The organism is Pseudomonas sp. LAIL14HWK12:I1 (genome assembly GCF_003202095.1).
Taxonomy (GTDB): Bacteria; Pseudomonadota; Gammaproteobacteria; order Pseudomonadales; family Pseudomonadaceae; genus Aquipseudomonas; species Aquipseudomonas monteilii.
In genome coordinates this window covers 314,017-333,054 of sequence record NZ_QJKG01000004.1, presented here as the reverse complement: position 1 = coordinate 333,054, position 19,038 = coordinate 314,017, and the positions used below count along the sequence as shown (strand labels likewise).

The following is a 19,038-nucleotide window of genomic DNA, read 5'->3' as shown; positions in this document are numbered from 1 at the left end:
CGCAAACGACGGAGCCCTGTCCCCATGCGCGAACACACCCCTCATGATCCCTTCGAACGGCGCCCCGGCCGTGGCGAGCGCGGCCCACGCGTCTTCGCCCCCGGTGACCTCAAGCTATTGATGCTCGACTTGCTGGCCGAACAGCCCGGCCACGGTTACGACCTGATCCGACAGATCGAAAACCTGTTCGACGGCAGCTACAGCCCAAGCCCCGGGGTGATCTACCCCACGCTGAACTTCCTTGAAGAAGCCGAGCTGATCAGCGGCCAGATACAGGGCAGCAAACGCCTCTATGCCATCACTGATGCCGGCCGCCATGCGCTGGCCGAGCAAGCTGTCGCTCTGGACGGCGTGCGTATGCGCATCGAAGTCAGCAAACGCGCCCTGCGCGGCCATGACCGCCCGCCAGAAATTCACGAAGCGGTCGGCAACCTGCGCCACGCACTGCACATGCACAGCGGCCGCTGGACACCGGAAGAAATCGAACGGGTTCGCGACCTGCTCAACCATACCGCCAAGGCCATTGCCTCCGGGCCGGCCGAACCTGTCTGGGAGACTCCCCATGAGTGACACCATCCACCGCGTCAACCATGAGATCCGCCAACGCCGCCTGCAGGTACTGCGGGTCACCGACCTTACCCCACGCATGCGCCGCATCACCCTGGGAGGTACCGAGCTGCAAGGCTTCACCAGCGTGGGCAGCGACGACCATATCAAGCTGCTGTTCGCCGAAACGCCAGAACAACATCAGGCTATCGAGGCCCGTAATCTGGGGCGTGACGGTGGTGCACGGCCCACCATGCGCGAGTACACACCACGGCGTATCGACCTGGTGGCCAATGAGCTGGATATCGACTTTGTACTGCACGGTGACGGCCCTGCCTCCACCTGGGCTGCGCAGGCCGCGCCGGGGCACACGCTGGATATCGCCGGGCCACGGGCGTCGATGGTGGTGCCGGACATGTTCGACAGCTATTTGCTGATTGGTGACGAAACGGCCATTCCGGCAATTGGCCGTCGGCTGGAAGAGTTGCCAGCGGGCCGCCAGGTGCTGGCGGTGATCCAGATCGAAGATGAGCAGGAGCGCCAGCCACTGCCGAGCAAGGCTCAAGTTGAAGTGATCTGGGTGCGCCGCCAGCAGGAAGATTTGCTGGCACTGGTGAAGAACCTGACCTTGCCGCAAGGCCGGTTGTATGGCTGGGTGGCGCTGGAAAAAGGCCTGACCCGCCAGGCCAAGGCGCTGCTGCTGGAGAAAGGCGTGCCGGAAGATGCGCTGAAGGCTGCGGCCTACTGGCGTGCCGACGGGACTGCGGACGACGAATAAACTGTCGTTTCCAGGCCCGGCCTCTTCGCGGGCAAGCCCGCGAAGAGGCCGGGACAGGCTAAGCAACCTTATGCTTCCCGCGCCACAGATCCAGCCCCAGCAAAACAAGACCAATCCCCCAGAACCCCGCCAGCACCCCCAAGGCATTGAGCATCACCTGCCCATACCCAAGGCTCGCCACATCGATGAACGGGTAGGCATACACGCCAATCTCACTCCCCCGCCACAGCGCATAGGCAAAGTACACCACCGGGTATATCGCCCAGACCGCCAGGTGCCATAGCCGCAACGTGCCCTTGCGCACCTCGCACCACCAATACAAGGCATACAGCACGGGCATCACGTCGTGCAGCAGTTCATCCGCCAGCCACTGCCAACCCTGCGGTTGCCACAAGTGGCGCAGCAGCACGCTGTAGGCCAGTGCCACCAGCACGATACTGGCAGCGATCGCGGAACTCACCGAAGGAGACAGGAAAAAACACTTGGCACGCCCTTCCCGCCCAAACGCCGCATAACTGAGCACCGTCGCCACCAAGGTATTGCTCAGCACGGTGAAGTACCCGAACACGTTGATCAGGCCGCCAATCAGGCTGGCCTGTTCCTGCCAACGCGCCACCAGCACCAGGTACACCTGCACAGTCAGACCGAACCAGCCCAGTACAGCCATACCGGTCAGCCAAGGACGCTGTGGCATGTCAGGCCTGTCGCTGCATTTTCACATACAGCTGCTCGACCTTTTCCCGCGCCCACGGTGTCTTGCGCAAGAAGGTCAGGCTCGACTTGATGGTCGGGTTGCTCTTGAAGCAGCGCACATCGATGCGTTCGGCCAGGCCCTGCCATTGGTAGTGCGCCACCAGCTCGGTAAGGATCTGCTCAAGGGTCTTGCCGTGTAGCGCGTTGTGTTGGGCCGTGCTCATGCTGTGCTCCGTAGGAAAGATGCGCACCTTACACGAGTGTAGTGGTGGGTGGGATCAGTCGACTCGACAGAAAAACCGCTGGCAATGGGCAAAACCTCTGTGCTGAAATAGATATGTTATGTTGTAACATTACAAAAGCCTCTGCCAAGGAACGCCCCATCCCCATGCTGTACACACCGCTTCGCCTCTCCCCACTTGCCGTCGCGCTCTGGCTGGCGGCATCGCCCAGCCAGGCCGTGGAACTCGAACCCCAGGTCATCACCGCCAACCCGCTGGGCAATCGCCAGCTGGCCGCTCCCAGCACCGTGCTTGAAGGCGACAACCTGTTGCAGCAACAGCACGGCAGCCTCGGTGAAACCCTGAACAAACAGCCTGGTGTCGCCTCCACCTGGTTCGGACCGGGTGCCAGCCGCCCGGTGATTCGTGGCCTGGACGGCGACCGCATTCGTATCCTGCGCAATGGCGTCGGCGCGCTGGATGCCTCGTCGCTGTCCTACGACCATGCCGTACCGCTGGACCCGGTCACCGTCGACCGCGTCGAGATCGTCCGTGGCCCTGCCGCCCTGCTGTACGGCGGTAACGCCATCGGCGGTGTGGTCAACACCTTCGACAACCGCATCCCGGATGCGCCCATCGAGGGCATTCACGGTGCCGGTGAGCTGCGCTACGGCGGCGCCGACACCACCCGCAGCAGCGCCGGCAAGCTGGAGGCCGGTAACGGTGCCTTTGCCCTGCACCTGGATGCCAACAGTCGCCAGTTCAACGACCTGCGCATCCCCGGCTACGCCCGCAGCTCCAAGGTACGTGACGCTGACGAGCCCGGCAGCAAGCACCGCCTGGAAAACAGCGACGGTCGCCAGGATGGCGGTGCGGTCGGTGGCGCGTACCATTGGGATCACGGCTATGCTGGCCTGTCCTACAGCGGCTATGACAGCAACTACGGCTCGGTGGCCGAATCTGGCGTGCGCCTGGACATGAAGCAGGACCACTACGCCTTCGCCTCCGAACTACGCGACCTCGACGGCCTGTTCAGCTCGGTCAAGGTCGATGCCGGCTACACCGACTACAAACACAGGGAGATTGAAGAAGGCGAGGTGCACACCACCTTCAAGAACAAAGGCTACGAAGCGCGCATCGAAGCCCGCCACCAACCGCTCGGGCCGGTGGAAGGGGTGATTGGCGCCCAGGTCAGCCGCAACGAGTTCTCTGCCCTGGGCGAAGAAGCCTTTGTACCGCACACCGATACCGACAGCCTGGCGCTGTTCATGCTCGAACAGTGGCAGGCCACCGAGCGCCTGAACCTGAGCCTGGGTGCACGCATGGAGCATACCCGGGTAGACCCCGACGCCAAAGGCAACGAAAACTTCGTCGATGCCGACAGCGCGAGCAGCTTCAACGCCTTCAGCCTGTCGTCAGGTGCGGTGTACCAGCTTGACCCGATCTGGTCGCTGGCCGCCAACCTCGGCTACACCGAACGCGCTCCGACGTTCTACGAGCTGTATGCCAATGGCGCACATGTGGCCACTGGCGCCTTTGAAGTCGGCGATGCCAGCCTGAACAAGGAAAAGGCCATTTCTGCCGACTTGGCACTACGCTTCGACAATGGCACGCACAAGGGCAGTTTCGGGGTGTTCTACAGCCACTTCCGCAACTACATCGGATTGATCGGCACCGGCAACACCCGCGAAGGTGGGCATGACCACGACCACGACGAGGATGACCACGACCACGATCATGACCACGATGGCTTCCCGGAGTACCAGTACCAGGGTGTGCGTGCGCGCTTCTATGGCATCGAAGCCCAGGACCGCTGGCAACTGGCCGAGAACCGTTACGGCAGCTTCGCGCTGGAACTCTCCGGCGACTACACCCGAGCCAAGAACCTCGACAGTGGCGAGCCGCTGCCACGCATCGCCCCGCTGCGCCTGAACAGCGGGCTGGTCTGGGAACTGGACCGCTGGCAGGCACGGGTCGATGTGCAACACGCGGCATCGCAACACCGCAAGCCGGCCAACGAAACCAGCACCGAGGGCTACACCACACTGGGGGCAAGCGTTGGATACCGCTTCGAGGTTGGCCAGAGCCAGTGGCTGGCGTTTGTGCGCGGTGAAAACCTGACCGACCAGACTGTGCGTTATGCCAGCTCTATTCTGCGCGATATTGCCCCGGCCCCGGGGCGCAGTGTGGAAGTCGGCCTGCGTACTACCTTCTGAAGTCGCGGGGGCGCTTTGCGCCCCCTACAGGCTATTGTTACCAGACAAACAATAATGCCCTGCGACATTTTGTCTTTTTTTCTTACAACTTCCCCTATATCCTCCTCGCCCCAAGCTGAAACGCTTCATCGAAACCCTCTTGTCGCCATATCCATTGAAGGGCCCGCCCTTTGATGCGCTTGCCGTTTTTTCAATAATCAAAAGATAGCGCTATCTCATGTTTCAACTGCCCAAACCCTGTTACATCGGCCTTGCCCTCAGTGCCTTGGCGACCCACGCCAGCGCCAGCGAAATGTTCGCCAACGACTCCCCCTGGATGCTCGGCGACTGGGGCGGCACCCGCAGCGAATTGCTGGAAAAAGGCTACGACTTCACCCTCGGCTACACCGGCGAGATGGGCAGCAACCTGCACGGCGGCTACGACCACGACCGCACGGCGCGCTACAGCGACCAGTTCACCTTTGGCAGCCACCTCGACCTGGAAAAGATCCTGGGCTGGCATGACACCGAGTTCCAACTGACCATCACCGAACGCCACGGCGACAACATCAGCAACGACCGCATCAACGACCCACGCGTCGGCGGCTTCACCTCGGCCCAGGAAGTCTGGGGCCGTGGCGAAACCTGGCGCCTGACCCAGATGTGGATCAAGCAGAAGTACTTCGACGGCGCGCTGGACGTGAAATTCGGCCGCTTCGGCGAAGGCGAGGACTTCAACAGCTTACCCTGTGACTTCCAGAACTTGGCCTTCTGCGGCTCGCAGGTGGGCAACTGGGTGGGCGGCATCTGGTACAACTGGCCGGTCAGCCAGTGGGCCCTGCGCGTGCGCTACAACCTTACCCCCGAGCTTTACGCGCAGGTCGGCATCTTCGAGCAGAACCCTTCCAACCTTGAATCCGGCAACGGCTTCAAGCTCAGCGGCAGCGGCACCCAAGGCGCGGTAATGCCAGTCGAACTGGTATGGGCCCCACGTATCCAAGGCCTGAAAGGGGAATATCGCGCCGGCTACTACTACAGTAATGCCAAGGCACAAGATGTTCTCAAGGACAGCAACGGTCAGCCGGCAGCCCTCAGCGGCGCCGCCTACCGCAGCAGCTCGAGCAAGCACGGGATGTGGCTCGGCGCCCAGCAACAGGTGACCTCGCTGGCGTCAGACCAGTCACGTGGCCTGAGCTTGTTCGCCAACGCCACGGTGCACGACAAGAAGACCAATGCCATCGACAACTATGTGCAGGCAGGACTGGTATACAAAGGGCCTTTCGACGCCCGCGCCAAGGACGACATCGGTTTCGCCCTGGCCCGCGTGCACGTCAACCCTGCCTACCGCAAGAACGCCCGCCTGGCCAACCAGGCCGCCGGCGTCGACGACTACGACAACCCCGGCTTCCTGCCCGTGCAGGACACCGAATACAGCGCCGAGCTGTACTACGGCATTAATTTGGCCGACTGGCTCACGGTTCGCCCCAACCTGCAGTACATCCGCCACCCGGGCGGGGTATCGCAGGTTGATGGCGCCCTGGTCGGCGGCCTGAAGATCCAGAGCAGTTTCTAACCCCTTTTTGACCTGACGGAGAACCTACGATGAGCACTGAAAGTGCCAACAATGGAAGCCGCTGGCTACCGCGCCTGATGGGCGCGCTGCTGTTGCTGATGGGCCTGGCCCTGCTGGCCGGCGGCATCAAGCTGAGCCAGCTGGGTGGATCGCTTTACTACCTGATCGCCGGTATCGGTTTTGCCCTGTCGGGCATCCTGCTGCTGGCTCAGCGCCGTATCGCCCTGGGCCTGTATGGCCTGGTACTGCTGGCCAGCACCGTCTGGGCCCTGCTCGAAGTGGGCCTGGACTGGTGGCAACTGGTGCCACGCCTGGCCATCTGGTTCGCCATCGGCGTGGTGCTGCTGCTGCCATGGGCACGTCGCCCGCTGATCGGCCCGGCCAGCAAAGCCAACACCGCGCTGCTGAGCGTTGCCGTGGTCGCATCCGGCGCTTGCGCGGTCGCCAGCCAGTTCACCCACCCCGGTGAAGTGTTCGGCGAGCTGGGCCGCGAAAGCAGTGAAATGGCCAGTGCTGCCCCGGCCATGCCCGACGGCGAATGGCAGGCCTACGGCCGTACCGAACATGGCGACCGCTACTCGCCGCTGCGCCAGATCACCCCACAAAACGCCTACCGCCTGGAAGAAGCCTGGCGTATTCGTACCGGTGACTTGCCGACCGAAAACGACCCGGTGGAGCTGACCAACCAGAACACCCCGCTGAAGGTCAACGGCATGCTCTATGCCTGCACCGCGCACAGCCGCCTGCTGGCCCTGGACCCGGACACGGGTGCGGAAATCTGGCGCTACGACCCTCAGGTCAAAAGCCCGGTCGGCACCTTCAAGGGCTTTGCCCACATGACCTGCCGTGGCGTTTCGTACTATGACGAAAACCGCTACGTCAGCCGCGACGGCAGCCCGGCACCGAAAATCACTGACGCAGGCCAAGCCGTGGCCCAGGCCTGCCCGCGCCGCCTCTACCTGCCTACCGCAGATGCCCGCCTGATCGCCATCAACGCCGACAACGGCAAGGTGTGCGAAGGCTTCGCCAACCAGGGCGTGATCGACCTCACCACCGGCATCGGCCCGTTCACCGCCGGCGGCTACTACTCCACCTCGCCTGCTGCAGTCACCCGTGACCTGGTGATCATCGGCGGCCACGTGACCGACAACGAGTCGACCAACGAGCCGTCCGGCGTGATCCGTGCCTATGACGTGCACGATGGCCACCTGGTATGGAACTGGGACAGCAACAACCCGGACGACACCAAGCCATTGGCCCCGGGCAAGCTGTACAGCCGCAACTCGGCCAACATGTGGTCGATCGCCAGCGTCGATGAAGACCTTGGCATGATCTACCTGCCGCTGGGCAACCAGACCCCGGACCAGTGGGGCGCCGACCGCACACCAGGCGCAGAGAAGTACAGCGCCGGCGTGGTCGCGCTTGACCTGGCCACCGGCAAGGCCCGCTGGAACTACCAGTTCACCCACCATGACTTGTGGGACATGGACGTCGGCAGCCAGCCGACCCTGGTGCACCTGAAGACCGACGATGGCGTGAAACCGGCGATCATCGTGCCGACCAAGCAAGGCAGCCTGTATGTGCTCGACCGCCGCGACGGCACGCCGATCGTACCGATTCGCGAAATCCCTACCCCGCAAGGCGCGGTGAAGGGCGACCACACCTCGCCGACCCAGGCCCGCTCCGACCTCAACCTGCTTGGCCCTGAGCTGACCGAACAGGCCATGTGGGGCGCCACGCCGTTCGACCAGATGCTGTGCCGCATCCAGTTCCGCGAGCTGCGCTACGAAGGCCAGTACACCCCGCCGTCCGAGCAGGGCTCGCTGGTCTACCCAGGCAACGTCGGCGTATTCAACTGGGGCAGCGTGTCGGTTGACCCGGTGCGCCAGCTGCTGTTCACCTCGCCCAACTACATGGCCTTCGTATCGAAGATGGTCCCGCGTGAGCAGGTTGCCGAAGGCAGCAAACGCGAAAGCGAGACCAGCGGCGTGCAGCCGAATACCGGCGCACCGTACGCCGTGACCATGCACCCGTTCATGTCACCACTGGGTGTACCGTGCCAGGCTCCAGCCTGGGGTTACGTTGCCGCCATCGACCTGTTCACCAACAAGGTGGTGTGGAAGCACAAGAACGGTACCACCCGCGACAGCACCCCGGTCCCGATCGGCCTGCCGGTTGGCGTGCCGAGCATGGGCGGCTCGATCGTGACCGCTGGTGGCGTCGGCTTCCTCAGCGGCACCCTGGACCAGTACCTGCGCGCCTATGACGTGAACAACGGCAAGGAACTGTGGAAAGCCCGCCTGCCGGCAGGTGGCCAAGCCACGCCGATGAGCTACACCGGCAAGGATGGCAAGCAGTACGTGCTGGTGACCGCTGGCGGCCATGGCTCGCTGGGTACCAAAATGGGCGACTACATCATTGCTTACAAACTCGCGGAGTAACCTCCAGTTGCGGTGGTGACATCACTATCGCATTCGCGGGCAAGCCCGCTCCCACAGGTTCTGTGCTGCCCTCAAGGCAGGCACCGTATCTGTGGGGGCAGGCTTGCCCGCGAAGAGGCCGGTACAGCCAACCAAAGATGAAAGCCCTGCCTGCTGCCTTCGTCTACCATTGAAACCCATCCCACCCTGCCCCATCTAAGCACCATAGTCATTCACGCAGGTGCCCCATGAGCGACCAGCAGGATTTCCCGGAACACCCCGACGAACACAGCGAAGTCGAACACACCACCACGCAGGCCGAAACCGGCCATGCCCTCGCCCTGCCCGGCCAGCAGCTGCCGGACAAGGTCTACGTGATCCCGATCCACAACCGCCCGTTCTTCCCGGCCCAGGTACTGCCGGTCATCGTCAACGAAGAACCTTGGGCCGAAACCCTCGACCTGGTGGCCAAGTCGCCGGACCACTGCCTGGCACTGTTCTTCATGGACACCCCGCCAGAAGACCACCGCCACTTCGACACCGCCGCGCTGCCGCAGTACGGCACGCTGGTCAAGGTGCACCATGCCAGCCGTGAAAACGGCAAGCTGCAGTTCGTTGCCCAGGGCCTGACCCGGGTACGCATCCGCACCTGGCTCAAGCACCACCGCCCGCCCTACCTGGTTGAAGTCGAATACCCGCGCCAGCCTGCCGAGCCCACCGACGAGGTCAAGGCCTACGGCATGGCGTTGATCAACGCGATCAAAGAGCTGCTGCCGCTCAACCCGTTGTACAGCGAAGAGTTGAAGAACTACCTCAATCGCTTCAGCCCCAACGACCCGTCGCCGCTCACCGACTTCGCCGCCGCGCTCACCTCGGCCACCGGCAACCAGTTGCAGGAAGTGCTCGACTGCGCGCCCATGCTCAAACGCATGGAAAAGGTGCTGCCAATGCTGCGCAAAGAGGTGGAAGTCGCGCGCCTGCAGAACGAGATCTCGGCCGAGGTCAACCGGCAGATCGGCGAACATCAGCGCGAGTTCTTCCTGAAGGAACAGCTCAAGGTCATTCAGCAAGAGCTGGGCCTGACCAAGGACGACCGCAGTGCCGACCTCGAACAGTTCGAGCAGCGCCTGGAAGGCAAGACCTTGCCCCCCCAGGCAAGCAAGCGCATCGATGAAGAGATGGGCAAGCTGGCCATTCTCGAAACTGGCTCGCCCGAGTACGCCGTCACCCGCAATTACCTCGAATGGGCCACCGCCCTGCCGTGGGGTGTTTACGGCAAGGACAAGCTCGACCTCAAGCATGCGCGCAAGGTCCTCGACCAGTACCATGCCGGCCTCGACGACATCAAGGAGCGCATCCTCGAATTCCTCGCCGTAGGGGCCTGGAAAGGCGAAATCAGCGGCTCGATCGTGCTGCTGGTCGGCCCGCCCGGGGTGGGCAAGACCAGCATCGGCAAGTCCATCGCCGAATCGCTTGGCCGGCCGTTCTACCGCTTCAGCGTCGGCGGCATGCGTGACGAGGCCGAGATCAAGGGCCATCGCCGGACCTACATCGGCGCCCAGCCCGGCAAGCTGGTGCAAGCCCTGAAAGACGTCGAAGTGATGAACCCGGTGATCATGCTCGACGAAATCGACAAGATGGGCCAGAGCTACCAGGGCGACCCGGCTTCAGCGCTGCTGGAAACCCTCGACCCGGAGCAGAACGTCGACTTCCTCGACCACTACCTCGACCTGCGCCTGGACCTGTCCAAGGTGCTGTTCGTGTGCACTGCCAACACCCTCGACTCGATCCCCGGCCCATTGCTCGACCGCATGGAAGTGATCCGCCTGTCCGGCTATATCACCGAGGAAAAGCTGGCCATCGCCAAACGCCACCTGTGGCCCAAGCAACTGGAAAAGGCCGGCGTGGCCAGGACCAGCCTCAGCATCAGCGACAGCGCCCTGCGCATGGTGATCGAAGGCTACGCCCGCGAAGCCGGCGTGCGCCAGCTGGAGAAGCAACTGGGCAAGCTGGTGCGCAAGTCCGTGGTCAAATTGATGGAAGACCCTGAAGCCAGACTGAAGATCGGCACCAAGGACCTGGAGATCGCGCTGGGCACGCCGGTGTTCCGCAGCGAGCAGGTACTGGCTGGCAAAGGCGTGATCACGGGCCTGGCCTGGACCAGCATGGGTGGCGCCACGCTGCCGATCGAGGCTACCCGCATTCACACCCTCAACCGTGGCTTCAAGCTGACGGGCAAGCTGGGTGACGTGATGAAGGAGTCGGCCGAAATTGCCTACAGCTATGTCAGCTCCAACCTCAGGCAGTTTGGCGGTGACCCAGGCTTCTTCAACGAAGCGTTCATCCACCTGCATGTACCTGAAGGGGCCACGCCCAAAGACGGCCCGAGCGCGGGCATCACCATGGCAAGTGCCCTGCTGTCGCTGGCCCGCGACCAGGCGCCGAAAAAAGGCGTGGCCATGACCGGCGAGCTGACCCTCACCGGCCAGGTACTACCGATTGGTGGTGTGCGCGAGAAGGTGATTGCGGCGCGGCGGCAGAAAATCTTCGAGCTGATCTTGCCAGAGCCTAACCGAGGGGACTTCGAAGAACTGCCGGACTATTTGCGCGAAGGCCTGACGGTTCACTTCGCCAAGCGCTTTGCCGATGTGGCCAAGGTCCTGTTCTAACCTGCACCGGCCTCTTCACGGCTTCAGCCGCGAAGAGGCCGGCACTGACAACACAAAACCCAGCAGCATCGGTTATCCTCGGGCCATCGCCAGCCCCCGGAGCCAACATGACCGCCCCTCGTCTGCTCGTTCCCCTGAGCTTCGCCCTGCTTTCTGCCTGCGCCCAGCACCCCGCACAGCCCGTCGAACTGGATGCCGAGAGTGAATGCCCAACCCGGCTGCAGGTAGGCCAGGCACTCACCCTGAGCTTGCCCAGCAACCCGTCCACCGGCTATCGCTGGCGTGTCGAAAACCCAGCCTCAAGCGTACTGCGTAGCCTCGGCCCGGAGGTATACAGCGCCCCCGAAGAAGAAGACGTGGTCGGCAGCGCCGGTGTTTCCACCTGGCGCTTCCAGGCCAGCAGCACAGGAGACGCCCAATTGGTGCTGGTCTACCAGCAGCCGTGGGCCGCAGACGTCGCCCCGGTGCAAACCTTCGACTGCAAGATTATCGTCCGCTGAGCACGATCAACTGCGGTCATACGCCATCTGCACGACCTTGAGGTAGTCACAGAGGTCTTTCAGCGCGGCCGTGGCAGCATCCAGGCCCATCGTCGCGTTGAGCTTCACGGCCTGAGCCTGCCACTCCAGTTCAACCTTGCGCAGTTCGTGCAGCCACGCGTTCTTGAGTGGTTCAAGGCCAGACAACGCCGTGATCGCCTCCCGCTCACCCTGCGCACTCTGCAAGGCTCGCTGCAGCTGCCGCTGGTCGCCCAGCGCTTCCTCTATTTTTGCATCAAGCCTGGTGCGTACCTTGCTCAAGTCGCTGAACGTCTTGGCACCCTCCAGTGCATCAGCATGCTTGGTCAACTTGCCAGTCATAGCCTTCAACAGGCTGGCATCGACCTTCGGGTCCGTGATCAACCCGATGACCTGGTCAATGTCATCATCACTCGGGATCAAGCCCTTCAGTGCACTGGCAACGGACGGCCTTTCGAACAATTCGATAGACTGGCCAATATCTGCCCGCTGCTGGCGCAATTGGGCCAATCGTTGATCGAAGGCTAACGCCTGGCTCTGGAGGCTGACGATTCGTTTGTCCAGTTCCGCTAACGGCTCTACCAACGCAGACAGTGTGAAAAGTTCCAACCGCAGATTCTGCCTGGACAACAGTGAATGAAGCTGGCTTAAACGGCTTAGCACACTGGCAAGCCGGTAATGGGTATCGCCCCCCAGTTTGCTCGGAATGAAATCGCGGTCCTCCAGCAAAACGATAGCGCCTATGAGGCTCTCCTTGAAGGCGCGCTCGACACTCAGCAACAATGTACGCAGTTCACCCAATTGCTCACGCGCCCCGGGTAACACGTTCATGTCCCAGCTTTGTATCAGGTGGAATACCTGATCTTGCACGGTTTGCATCTGGACGAAATCCGGCAGGGTCGCATTCACGTTGGTCACGTCCATGTCAAACGTCCTCATATTCTTCAATCAATTCATTAAATAACTCAGACAATGTGTGGCAGATATTGCCTATCTTGCTCCACGGTTTGATAACCTCAGCGAAATCGTGAACAAACGATTCAAGTTGAGTGAGGGTGCTCAGCTCTTTGGCTTCGTTCACGGAGTTATTGGCGTACGAGGCCAGAAACAGCCATACGTCTGCCAGGCGGCGGGTCGCTGCCGACAGGTCCTTGCACCTGAACTGCAGGTCCCTGACCAATGTCGAGATACGCTCGAAGTCGCTCAGCGCGGGGGCCATCCTGCCCAGTGCATCCGCCAGTTCTTTACGCTCTTCGATCAACGCGTTTTTTCTGGCCCGGATCTTTTCTGCCTTGTCACCGAACACACCGCCGGTGATGACCAGGCCAATCGGCCCCAGCAAGATACCTGTGAACGCGTAGCCCACATTGGCATCGTACTCGGACTTCAACTGGTCAATCTGTTCGTCCCACTGATCCAGCTGCCGCCGTTTCATCAGAATGTCTTCATGGGAAACTTTCTCGTCGAAGTGTTTCAACAACCGTACCATTCGCGGCTTGAGCTCGCGTTTGATCTCACTGTTAAACCAGTTGGCACGTGCGTCGACGTCATCGATTCGCCGGCGAGTGCCTTCAATTTCCCTGACCAGTTCGTTGATGCCAAGTGTCAGCACACTGGCGATCTGCGCTTGATCCTCTTCACTCAGTTCCAACGTATAAACATCATCGCCCTGCTCGGTCTGTCGCTGCTTGATTGCCACAAAGACATCACTGTTTTCAAGATGCGCAAGCAGGCTGGCGCCACGCTGTACCAGGCTTTCAGCGAACAGCTCAATTTCAGGGCCCAGTTGCTTGATGCTGCGTTCCAGTATGTCCCACTCGTACACATGTCTGTGCAGCGCCGTATACAGCTCATGAACCATCGAGGCGTCAAGGCCGAGTGCCGCATAATCGACTTCGCGTTCGATTTCGGCTCGCGTGTGTGGCAACTGATTTACAGTATTGGCGTATCGCTTGATGACTTTCAGATTATCAGCCGTCAATAAACTGCCAACGTGTTGGCCACCCTCAAGTCGGTTCTCGATGAACGTAAAATAGCGTTCCGGCAACATCTTGACCTTGGACACCGGGTCCAGTTCATCTACGGTAACTTCTTCCCGCCCAGTATTGGCACTCATCACTTAACCCAATATCCTTTTTCAAATCCAGTCAACCTGCATTCGAAGTGTCCTTCTTCACCCGACTGAATTCATTCATCTTGATAACTTAGCACTGTGGGAAAGTTCACTGCTCCCGGTCTGAACGCTCCGACCCTGAAGCATTGCCATGGCAAGATGCGCGGCCTTTGGATAAAATGCGCCCCCGTTTCACCCTGTATCGAGCCTGCCGTGAGCAAACAACCCGACCGCCTCTTCTCCCAGCCCCTGGAGCAGGTGCCTGATTTCGTCTTCAACGAGGACGTGGTGCGTGTGTTCCCGGACATGATCAAGCGCTCGGTGCCCGGGTACCCGACCATCGTCGAGAACCTCGGTGTGCTGGCCGCACGTTTCGCCCAGCCAAATACCGCGCTGTACGACCTGGGTGCATCGCTGGGGGCAGTCACCCAGTCGCTGCGCCGCCATGTGCGCAGCGACGGCTGCCGGGTGATCGCGGTGGACAATTCCGCCGCCATGGTCGAGCGTTGCCGCCAGTACCTCACCGCCCAGGACTCGATGTTCCAGGAGCTGCTGCCGGTGCACGTGCTGGAGGCCGATATCCTTACCCTGCCCTTCGAGCCCGCCTCGGTAGTGGCGATGAACTTCACCCTGCAGTTCATCGCCCCCGACCAGCGTCTGGAACTGCTCGGCCGTATCCGCCAGGCACTGCTACCCGGTGGCGCGCTGATCCTCTCGGAAAAGCTGCGGTTCGCCGATGAGCAAGAGCAGGACCTGCTCAATGAACTGCACCTGGACTTCAAGCGGGCCAATGGCTACAGCGAACTGGAAATCGCCCAGAAGCGCAGCGCCATTGAAAACGTGATGCGCCCCGATACCCTCGAAGCCCACCAGGAGCGCCTGCGCGCCGCCGGTTTCTCGAAAGTGGTGCCTTGGTTCCAATGCCTTAACTTCGCCTCGCTGATAGCCCTGCCATGATCGATCTGTCCCCCCTCGTCCGCCGCCTGGCGGGCACGCCCCTGGCTTCCTGGTCGCAAGGCCTGCAAGCGCAACTGGAAGCCAAGCTGGAGAAAGGCCACGGTGACCTCGACCGCTGGCGTGGTGCGCTCGATGCCCTGCCCGCCCTGCAACCCAGCGATATCGACCTGGTCAACGGGCTGCGTCTGGACTGCGACTGCGACGACGCCACCCGTGCGCAAATGCGCCAGGCACTGATGGGCCTGTCGCCTTGGCGCAAAGGCCCGTTCGACCTGTTTGGCGTGCATGTGGATACCGAGTGGCATTCGGACTGGAAATGGTCTCGCGTTGCGCCGCACCTGGACCTCAAAGGCAAGCGTGTGCTCGACGTGGGCTGTGGCAACGGCTACTACCAGTGGCGCATGCTCGGTGCCGGGGCCGACATGGTGATCGGCGTCGACCCCAACTGGCTGTTCTTCTGCCAGTTCCAGGCCGTGCAGCAATACCTGCCGGAGCTGCCGGCGTGGCATCTGCCGTTCGCCCTGGAGGACCTTCCCGCCAACCTGGAAGGTTTCGACACGGTGTTTTCCATGGGCGTGTTCTACCACCGCCGCTCCCCCATCGAACACTTGCTGGCACTGAAAGACTGCCTGGTCAAAGGTGGCGAGCTAGTGCTGGAGACCCTGGTGATCGAAGGCGACGAAAACCAGGTACTGGTACCTGAAGACCGTTATGCGCAGATGCGCAACGTCTGGTACTTGCCATCGGTTCCCGCCCTGGAGCGCTGGTTGCGCCGTGCCGGTTTCAGCGATGTGCGTTGCGTCGATGTTTGCGTGACCAGCGTTGAGGAGCAGCGCAGCACCGAGTGGATGCGCTATCAGTCGCTGGGCGACTTCCTCGACCCGAACGACCACAGCAAGACCATCGAAGGCCTGCCGGCCCCACGCCGCGCCACCCTGCTGGCGCGCAAATAAAAAAGGCGCCCGATCGGGCGCCTGAATACACCTGCGCCGAGGAGCTGTCGCGCGCAGGTGCTGTTACCTCAGTCCTTGGCCACCTCGCGGGCCTTCTCTTGCGCCTTGCGCTCGCGTTCGGCAACGGCTTGTTGCTTGTCGCCGTGCAAGCGCTGCTGGTCTTCGCGGAAAGCTTGCCAGAACTGCCTGGAGCGTTCCGCACCGCCCTCGGCATAGACGCTGGCGCTGCCCAGGGCAAGGGTGGCCAACAGCAGGTATTTGGTCAGGTTCATCGTGGTTGCCTCGTGCTAACCGATCAGACACGGCCATCCTAGTGAGGGGAAACTAACAGCAAGGTGAGGCGGGGATTACAGTCCTGCAATCTGCGCAGAACAGACAGCCAGATAACCGCAGCATTACAAATCCGTTATCTGCGCCGCGATTCCCTTCTCATGCCGTAACATCCCGCCCCTTGACCCTGATGCCACTACAGGGTCGAGAATCGCCCACTTTCATCACACCGAGCCCCTTCATGCGCCTACTGATCATCGAGGACGAACTGCGTACCGCCGATTACCTGCAACAGGGCCTGCGCGAAAACGGCTACGTGGTCGACTGCGCCCATACCGGCACCGACGGCCTGCACTTGGCCCGCCAGCAGCCGTACGACCTGGTCATCCTCGACGTCAACCTGCCAGAGCTCGATGGCTGGACCGTGCTGCAGCGGCTGCGTGCCGAGTCGGCCACGCGCATCATGATGCTCACCGCTCACGGTCGTCTCGCCGACCGGGTCAAAGGCCTGGACCTGGGCGCCGATGACTACTTGCTCAAGCCCTTCGAGTTCCCCGAGTTGCTGGCCCGCATCCGCAGCCTGCTGCGCCGCAACGACCAGCAACTGCAGCCGAGCACCCTGCGCGTCGCCGACCTGGAGCTGGACCCCGGCCGCCACCGCGCCTACCGCGCCGGGCAACGCATCGACCTGACCGCCAAGGAGTTCGCGCTGCTACACCTGCTGATGCGTCAGACCGGCGAAGTGTTATCGCGCACACAGATCATCTCGTTGGTCTGGGACATGAATTTCGACTGCGACACCAACGTGGTCGAGGTCTCGATCCGGCGCCTGCGGGCGAAGATAGACGACCCGTTCGACAACAAGCTCATCCACACCCTGCGTGGCGTAGGCTATGTACTCGAGGCGCGCTTTTGAAAAACCCCAGCCTGTCGCTGCGCCTGGGCCTGAGCGTCACACTGATGGGCGCCGCACTCGTGCTGCTGCTTGCCTGCCTGGCGGTGTTCGCGCTGGATCACGAACTGGACAACCGCGCACGCAAAGACCTGGCGCGCAAGATGCTGCAGGTCGAGCACAACCTGCGCGTCGACCTGCGCAGCGAAGACCTGGGCAGCCGCGCCCACCCCCTGCTCGACCTGGTGATGGGGCATGACAACCTCAGCCTCAGCGTAATGGCCCTGGAGGGCCGCCACCCCCACCTGCTCAGCCTCGGCCCGGCTCTGGAGTCGCAGGTGGGCGATTTGCACACCGGTGCCCGCCTGCGCTTTCACGCCTGGCGCGACAGCAGCGGCAATCAGATCCTCACCGTGACTCGGCTGATGCGCCTGCGCGACAACACGCCGGTGAAGGTGATGATGTCGCTCAACCGCGGCGACGACAACGCCCTGCTGCAGGCTTACCTGCATTCCACTTTGCTCGCTTTGCCGCTGCTGCTGGTCTTGATTGGCGCGGGCGCCTGGTGGCTGATGCAACGCGGCCTGAAACCCCTGCGGCACTTCCGGCGCATTGCCGGGCAGGTATCGGCCCAGGACCTGCAGCATCGTTTGCCCGCCACCGGCTTGCCGCAGGAGCTGGCAGAACTGGCCAGCAGCATCAACGTCATGCTCGATCGCCTCGACCAAGGTATCAGCCAGTTGTCGCAGTTTTCCGATGATCTGGCCCATGAACTGCGCACCCCATTGAGCAACCTGATGGGCAAGGCGCAGGTGACCCTGGCCCGTGAGCGGGACAACGCCAACTACCGGGAAGTGCTGGAAGACAGCATCGAGGAACTGACGCGGCTCAACCGCATCATCAACGACATGCTGTTTCTCGCCCAGGTCAGCCAGCCTCAGGTGCAGATCGCGCTCAAACCGATGGCATTGGCCGGCGAGGCTGCAAGGGTGGCCGAGCTGTTTGCTTTCAGCGCCGAGGTGAAAGCCGTTGAATTGCGTGTTCAGGGGTGGGGCACGGCGCTGGGTGACCGGTTGATGTTCCAGCGGGCGTTGTCGAACCTGCTAAGCAATGCGATACGGCATGGCCCTGAGGGTGAGCCCATCGAACTGCGTATCGAACGGTATGGCAACGAAGTACGGCTATCTGTGGAGAACCAGGGCCCCGGCATTGCTGCCGAGCACCAGTCGCGCTTGTTCGAGCGGTTTTACCGGGTGGGCTCGGGGCGCTCGCGTCTGGAGGGCGGGACCGGGTTGGGGTTGGCGATCGTGAAGTCGATCATGCAGTTGCATGGTGGGCGGGTCGAAGTGAACAGCAGCCCCCTTGGGCCTACCCGCTTTACCCTGGTGTTTCCTGCCGAGTAATCGGCTGCTTGTACCGGCCTCTTCGCGGGCAAGCCCGCGAAGAGGCCGGTACAAGCGACCATCAAATCAGCGCGAAGCCGCCACAATCAGCGCCTTCATCTCGGCCACTGCGGCCTTGAAGCCAACGAACAGCGCATGCGCCACCAGCGCATGGCCAATGTTCAGCTCATTGATACCCTTGATCGCCGCCACCGCCTCAACGTTGTGGTAATGCAGCCCGTGACCGGCATTGACGATCAGCCCCTGCCCCACGCCAAAGGCCACGCCATCGACAATACGCTTGAGTTCCTCAGCCACTTCAGCCGGGGTTTCGGCATCGGCGTAACGCCCGGTGTGCAGCTCGACGGCCGGCGCGCCTACGCGACGTGACGCCTCGATCTGCCGCTCGTCAGCATCGATGAACAACGACACCTCGGCACCGGTGCGCGACAGGCGCTCCACGGCGGCCTTGATTCGCGCCTCTTGTCCCGCCACATCCAGGCCACCTTCGGTGGTCAACTCCTGACGGGTTTCGGGGACCAGGCAAATGTGCGCAGGGCGGATCTTCTCGGCAAAGGCCATCATCTCTTCGGTGACGCCCATCTCGAAGTTCATGCGCGTCTGCAGCACATCCTTGAGCAGCACCACGTCACGCTCCTGGATGTGCCGGCGGTCTTCACGCAGGTGCACGGTAATGCCATCGGCACCCGCCTCTTCGGCGTCCAGAGCAGCCTTGACCGGATCAGGGTAACGCGTGCCCCGGGCCTGGCGCAGGGTCGCCACGTGGTCGATGTTTACGCCAAGAAGCATGCGGTTGCTGTGAGTCACGAAAGGCTCTCCTGAAGATTGAGCCCCACA

General features: G+C 62.1%; 17 protein-coding genes. 11 read left to right on the top strand and 6 right to left on the bottom strand.

Annotated features, from left to right (window positions below; all coding sequences use genetic code 11):
• Positions 1 to 24 precede the first annotated feature (24 nt).
• Together D906_RS13515 and D906_RS13510 are read left to right on the top strand one after the other, a co-directional pair.
• Complete coding sequence (locus D906_RS13515; protein WP_027615414.1) at positions 25 to 570, top strand: PadR family transcriptional regulator; 546 nt, start codon at positions 25 to 27, stop codon at positions 568 to 570.
• Positions 563 to 1,324 carry a siderophore-interacting protein gene (locus tag D906_RS13510; RefSeq protein WP_027615413.1) on the top strand — a complete coding sequence of 254 codons (762 nt, stop codon included), beginning with the start codon at positions 563 to 565 and terminating at the stop codon, positions 1,322 to 1,324. The genes D906_RS13515 and D906_RS13510 overlap by 8 nt, the downstream gene beginning before the upstream one ends.
• A 58-nt stretch (positions 1,325 to 1,382) precedes the next feature.
• Here the strand turns inward: D906_RS13510 and D906_RS13505 are convergent, their stop codons facing one another.
• Positions 1,383 to 2,018: a Pr6Pr family membrane protein gene (locus D906_RS13505; protein WP_027615412.1), complete on the bottom strand. Its 636-nt coding sequence runs from the start codon at positions 2,016 to 2,018 to the stop codon at positions 1,383 to 1,385.
• Between the two features lies 1 nt (position 2,019).
• Positions 2,020 to 2,241, bottom strand: a complete 222-nt coding sequence (locus tag D906_RS13500; RefSeq protein ID WP_016713714.1) for a VF530 family DNA-binding protein — start codon at positions 2,239 to 2,241, stop codon at positions 2,020 to 2,022.
• 164 nt (positions 2,242 to 2,405) lie between these two features.
• Between D906_RS13500 and D906_RS13495 the strand changes: the two genes are divergently transcribed.
• From D906_RS13495 to D906_RS13475, 5 genes are all read left to right on the top strand, one after another.
• Positions 2,406 to 4,454, top strand: a complete 2,049-nt coding sequence (locus tag D906_RS13495; RefSeq protein WP_019097218.1) for a TonB-dependent receptor — start codon at positions 2,406 to 2,408, stop codon at positions 4,452 to 4,454.
• 217 nt (positions 4,455 to 4,671) lie between these two features.
• Entirely contained in the window at positions 4,672 to 6,006 is a 1,335-nt protein-coding gene (locus tag D906_RS13490) for a carbohydrate porin (RefSeq protein WP_027615411.1), read from the top strand.
• A 29-nt stretch (positions 6,007 to 6,035) separates the two neighbouring features.
• Positions 6,036 to 8,447, top strand: coding sequence for a glucose/quinate/shikimate family membrane-bound PQQ-dependent dehydrogenase (locus tag D906_RS13485; RefSeq protein WP_016713711.1), 2,412 nt, complete (start codon positions 6,036 to 6,038; stop codon positions 8,445 to 8,447).
• Positions 8,448 to 8,674: 227 nt separating this feature from the next.
• Positions 8,675 to 11,095: an endopeptidase La gene (gene lon / locus D906_RS13480; RefSeq protein WP_027615410.1), complete on the top strand. Its 2,421-nt coding sequence runs from the start codon at positions 8,675 to 8,677 to the stop codon at positions 11,093 to 11,095.
• Positions 11,096 to 11,202: 107 nt separating this feature from the next.
• A complete protein-coding gene (locus D906_RS13475; protein WP_019097221.1) occupies positions 11,203 to 11,595 on the top strand; it encodes a protease inhibitor I42 family protein in 393 nt (130 codons plus the stop codon).
• Between the two features lie 6 nt (positions 11,596 to 11,601).
• Here the strand turns inward: D906_RS13475 and D906_RS13470 are convergent, their stop codons facing one another.
• The gene (locus D906_RS13470; protein ID WP_027615409.1) at positions 11,602 to 12,537 is read right to left on the bottom strand and encodes an alpha-xenorhabdolysin family binary toxin subunit B; all 936 of its coding nucleotides are present in this window, start codon (positions 12,535 to 12,537) and stop codon (positions 11,602 to 11,604) included.
• A 1-nt stretch (position 12,538) separates the two neighbouring features.
• Positions 12,539 to 13,729, bottom strand: coding sequence for an alpha-xenorhabdolysin family binary toxin subunit A (locus D906_RS13465; protein ID WP_025754585.1), 1,191 nt, complete (start codon positions 13,727 to 13,729; stop codon positions 12,539 to 12,541).
• 210 nt (positions 13,730 to 13,939) lie between these two features.
• Between D906_RS13465 and cmoA the strand changes: the two genes are divergently transcribed.
• The gene (gene cmoA / locus D906_RS13460; protein ID WP_019097224.1) at positions 13,940 to 14,683 is read left to right on the top strand and encodes a carboxy-S-adenosyl-L-methionine synthase CmoA; all 744 of its coding nucleotides are present in this window, start codon (positions 13,940 to 13,942) and stop codon (positions 14,681 to 14,683) included.
• Positions 14,680 to 15,636 (top strand): tRNA 5-methoxyuridine(34)/uridine 5-oxyacetic acid(34) synthase CmoB, encoded by a 957-nt coding sequence (gene cmoB / locus D906_RS13455; protein ID WP_019097225.1) that lies wholly within the window; start codon positions 14,680 to 14,682, stop codon positions 15,634 to 15,636. The genes cmoA and cmoB overlap by 4 nt, the downstream gene beginning before the upstream one ends.
• 68 nt (positions 15,637 to 15,704) lie before the next feature.
• On the opposite strand, the gene D906_RS13450 is transcribed toward cmoB, so the two are convergent.
• A complete protein-coding gene (locus D906_RS13450) occupies positions 15,705 to 15,908 on the bottom strand; it encodes a hypothetical protein (protein WP_009684756.1) in 204 nt (67 codons plus the stop codon).
• A 239-nt stretch (positions 15,909 to 16,147) separates the two neighbouring features.
• Here D906_RS13450 and D906_RS13445 point away from each other — a divergent pair, with 239 nt between their 5' ends.
• Together D906_RS13445 and D906_RS13440 are read left to right on the top strand one after the other, a co-directional pair.
• Positions 16,148 to 16,822 carry a heavy metal response regulator transcription factor gene (locus D906_RS13445; RefSeq protein ID WP_003258489.1) on the top strand — a complete coding sequence of 225 codons (675 nt, stop codon included), beginning with the start codon at positions 16,148 to 16,150 and terminating at the stop codon, positions 16,820 to 16,822.
• Positions 16,819 to 18,201: a heavy metal sensor histidine kinase gene (locus D906_RS13440; RefSeq protein WP_027615408.1), complete on the top strand. Its 1,383-nt coding sequence runs from the start codon at positions 16,819 to 16,821 to the stop codon at positions 18,199 to 18,201. The genes D906_RS13445 and D906_RS13440 overlap by 4 nt, the downstream gene beginning before the upstream one ends.
• Positions 18,202 to 18,267: 66 nt before the next feature.
• Here the strand turns inward: D906_RS13440 and pdxJ are convergent, their stop codons facing one another.
• On the bottom strand, positions 18,268 to 18,990 hold the full coding sequence (gene pdxJ, locus D906_RS13435; protein WP_202607098.1) for a pyridoxine 5'-phosphate synthase: 723 nt from the start codon (positions 18,988 to 18,990) through the stop codon (positions 18,268 to 18,270).
• Positions 18,991 to 19,038: the final 48 nt, after the last annotated feature.

Excerpts from the sequence above, each read along its gene's own strand:
- D906_RS13515 (WP_027615414.1), top strand. The coding sequence starts at position 25 with ATGCGCGAACACACCCCTCATGATCCCTTCGAACGGCGCCCCGGCCGT.
- D906_RS13510 (WP_027615413.1), top strand. The coding sequence starts at position 563 with ATGAGTGACACCATCCACCGCGTCAACCATGAGATCCGCCAACGCCGC.
- D906_RS13505 (WP_027615412.1), bottom strand. The coding sequence starts at position 2,018 with ATGCCACAGCGTCCTTGGCTGACCGGTATGGCTGTACTGGGCTGGTTC.
- D906_RS13500 (WP_016713714.1), bottom strand. The coding sequence starts at position 2,241 with ATGAGCACGGCCCAACACAACGCGCTACACGGCAAGACCCTTGAGCAG.
- D906_RS13495 (WP_019097218.1), top strand. The coding sequence starts at position 2,406 with ATGCTGTACACACCGCTTCGCCTCTCCCCACTTGCCGTCGCGCTCTGG.
- D906_RS13490 (WP_027615411.1), top strand. The coding sequence starts at position 4,672 with ATGTTTCAACTGCCCAAACCCTGTTACATCGGCCTTGCCCTCAGTGCC.
- D906_RS13485 (WP_016713711.1), top strand. The coding sequence starts at position 6,036 with ATGAGCACTGAAAGTGCCAACAATGGAAGCCGCTGGCTACCGCGCCTG.
- lon (WP_027615410.1), top strand. The coding sequence starts at position 8,675 with ATGAGCGACCAGCAGGATTTCCCGGAACACCCCGACGAACACAGCGAA.
- D906_RS13475 (WP_019097221.1), top strand. The coding sequence starts at position 11,203 with ATGACCGCCCCTCGTCTGCTCGTTCCCCTGAGCTTCGCCCTGCTTTCT.
- D906_RS13470 (WP_027615409.1), bottom strand. The coding sequence starts at position 12,537 with ATGGACGTGACCAACGTGAATGCGACCCTGCCGGATTTCGTCCAGATG.
- D906_RS13465 (WP_025754585.1), bottom strand. The coding sequence starts at position 13,729 with ATGAGTGCCAATACTGGGCGGGAAGAAGTTACCGTAGATGAACTGGAC.
- cmoB (WP_019097225.1), top strand. The coding sequence starts at position 14,680 with ATGATCGATCTGTCCCCCCTCGTCCGCCGCCTGGCGGGCACGCCCCTG.
- D906_RS13450 (WP_009684756.1), bottom strand. The coding sequence starts at position 15,908 with ATGAACCTGACCAAATACCTGCTGTTGGCCACCCTTGCCCTGGGCAGC.
- D906_RS13445 (WP_003258489.1), top strand. The coding sequence starts at position 16,148 with ATGCGCCTACTGATCATCGAGGACGAACTGCGTACCGCCGATTACCTG.
- pdxJ (WP_202607098.1), bottom strand. The coding sequence starts at position 18,990 with ATGCTTCTTGGCGTAAACATCGACCACGTGGCGACCCTGCGCCAGGCC.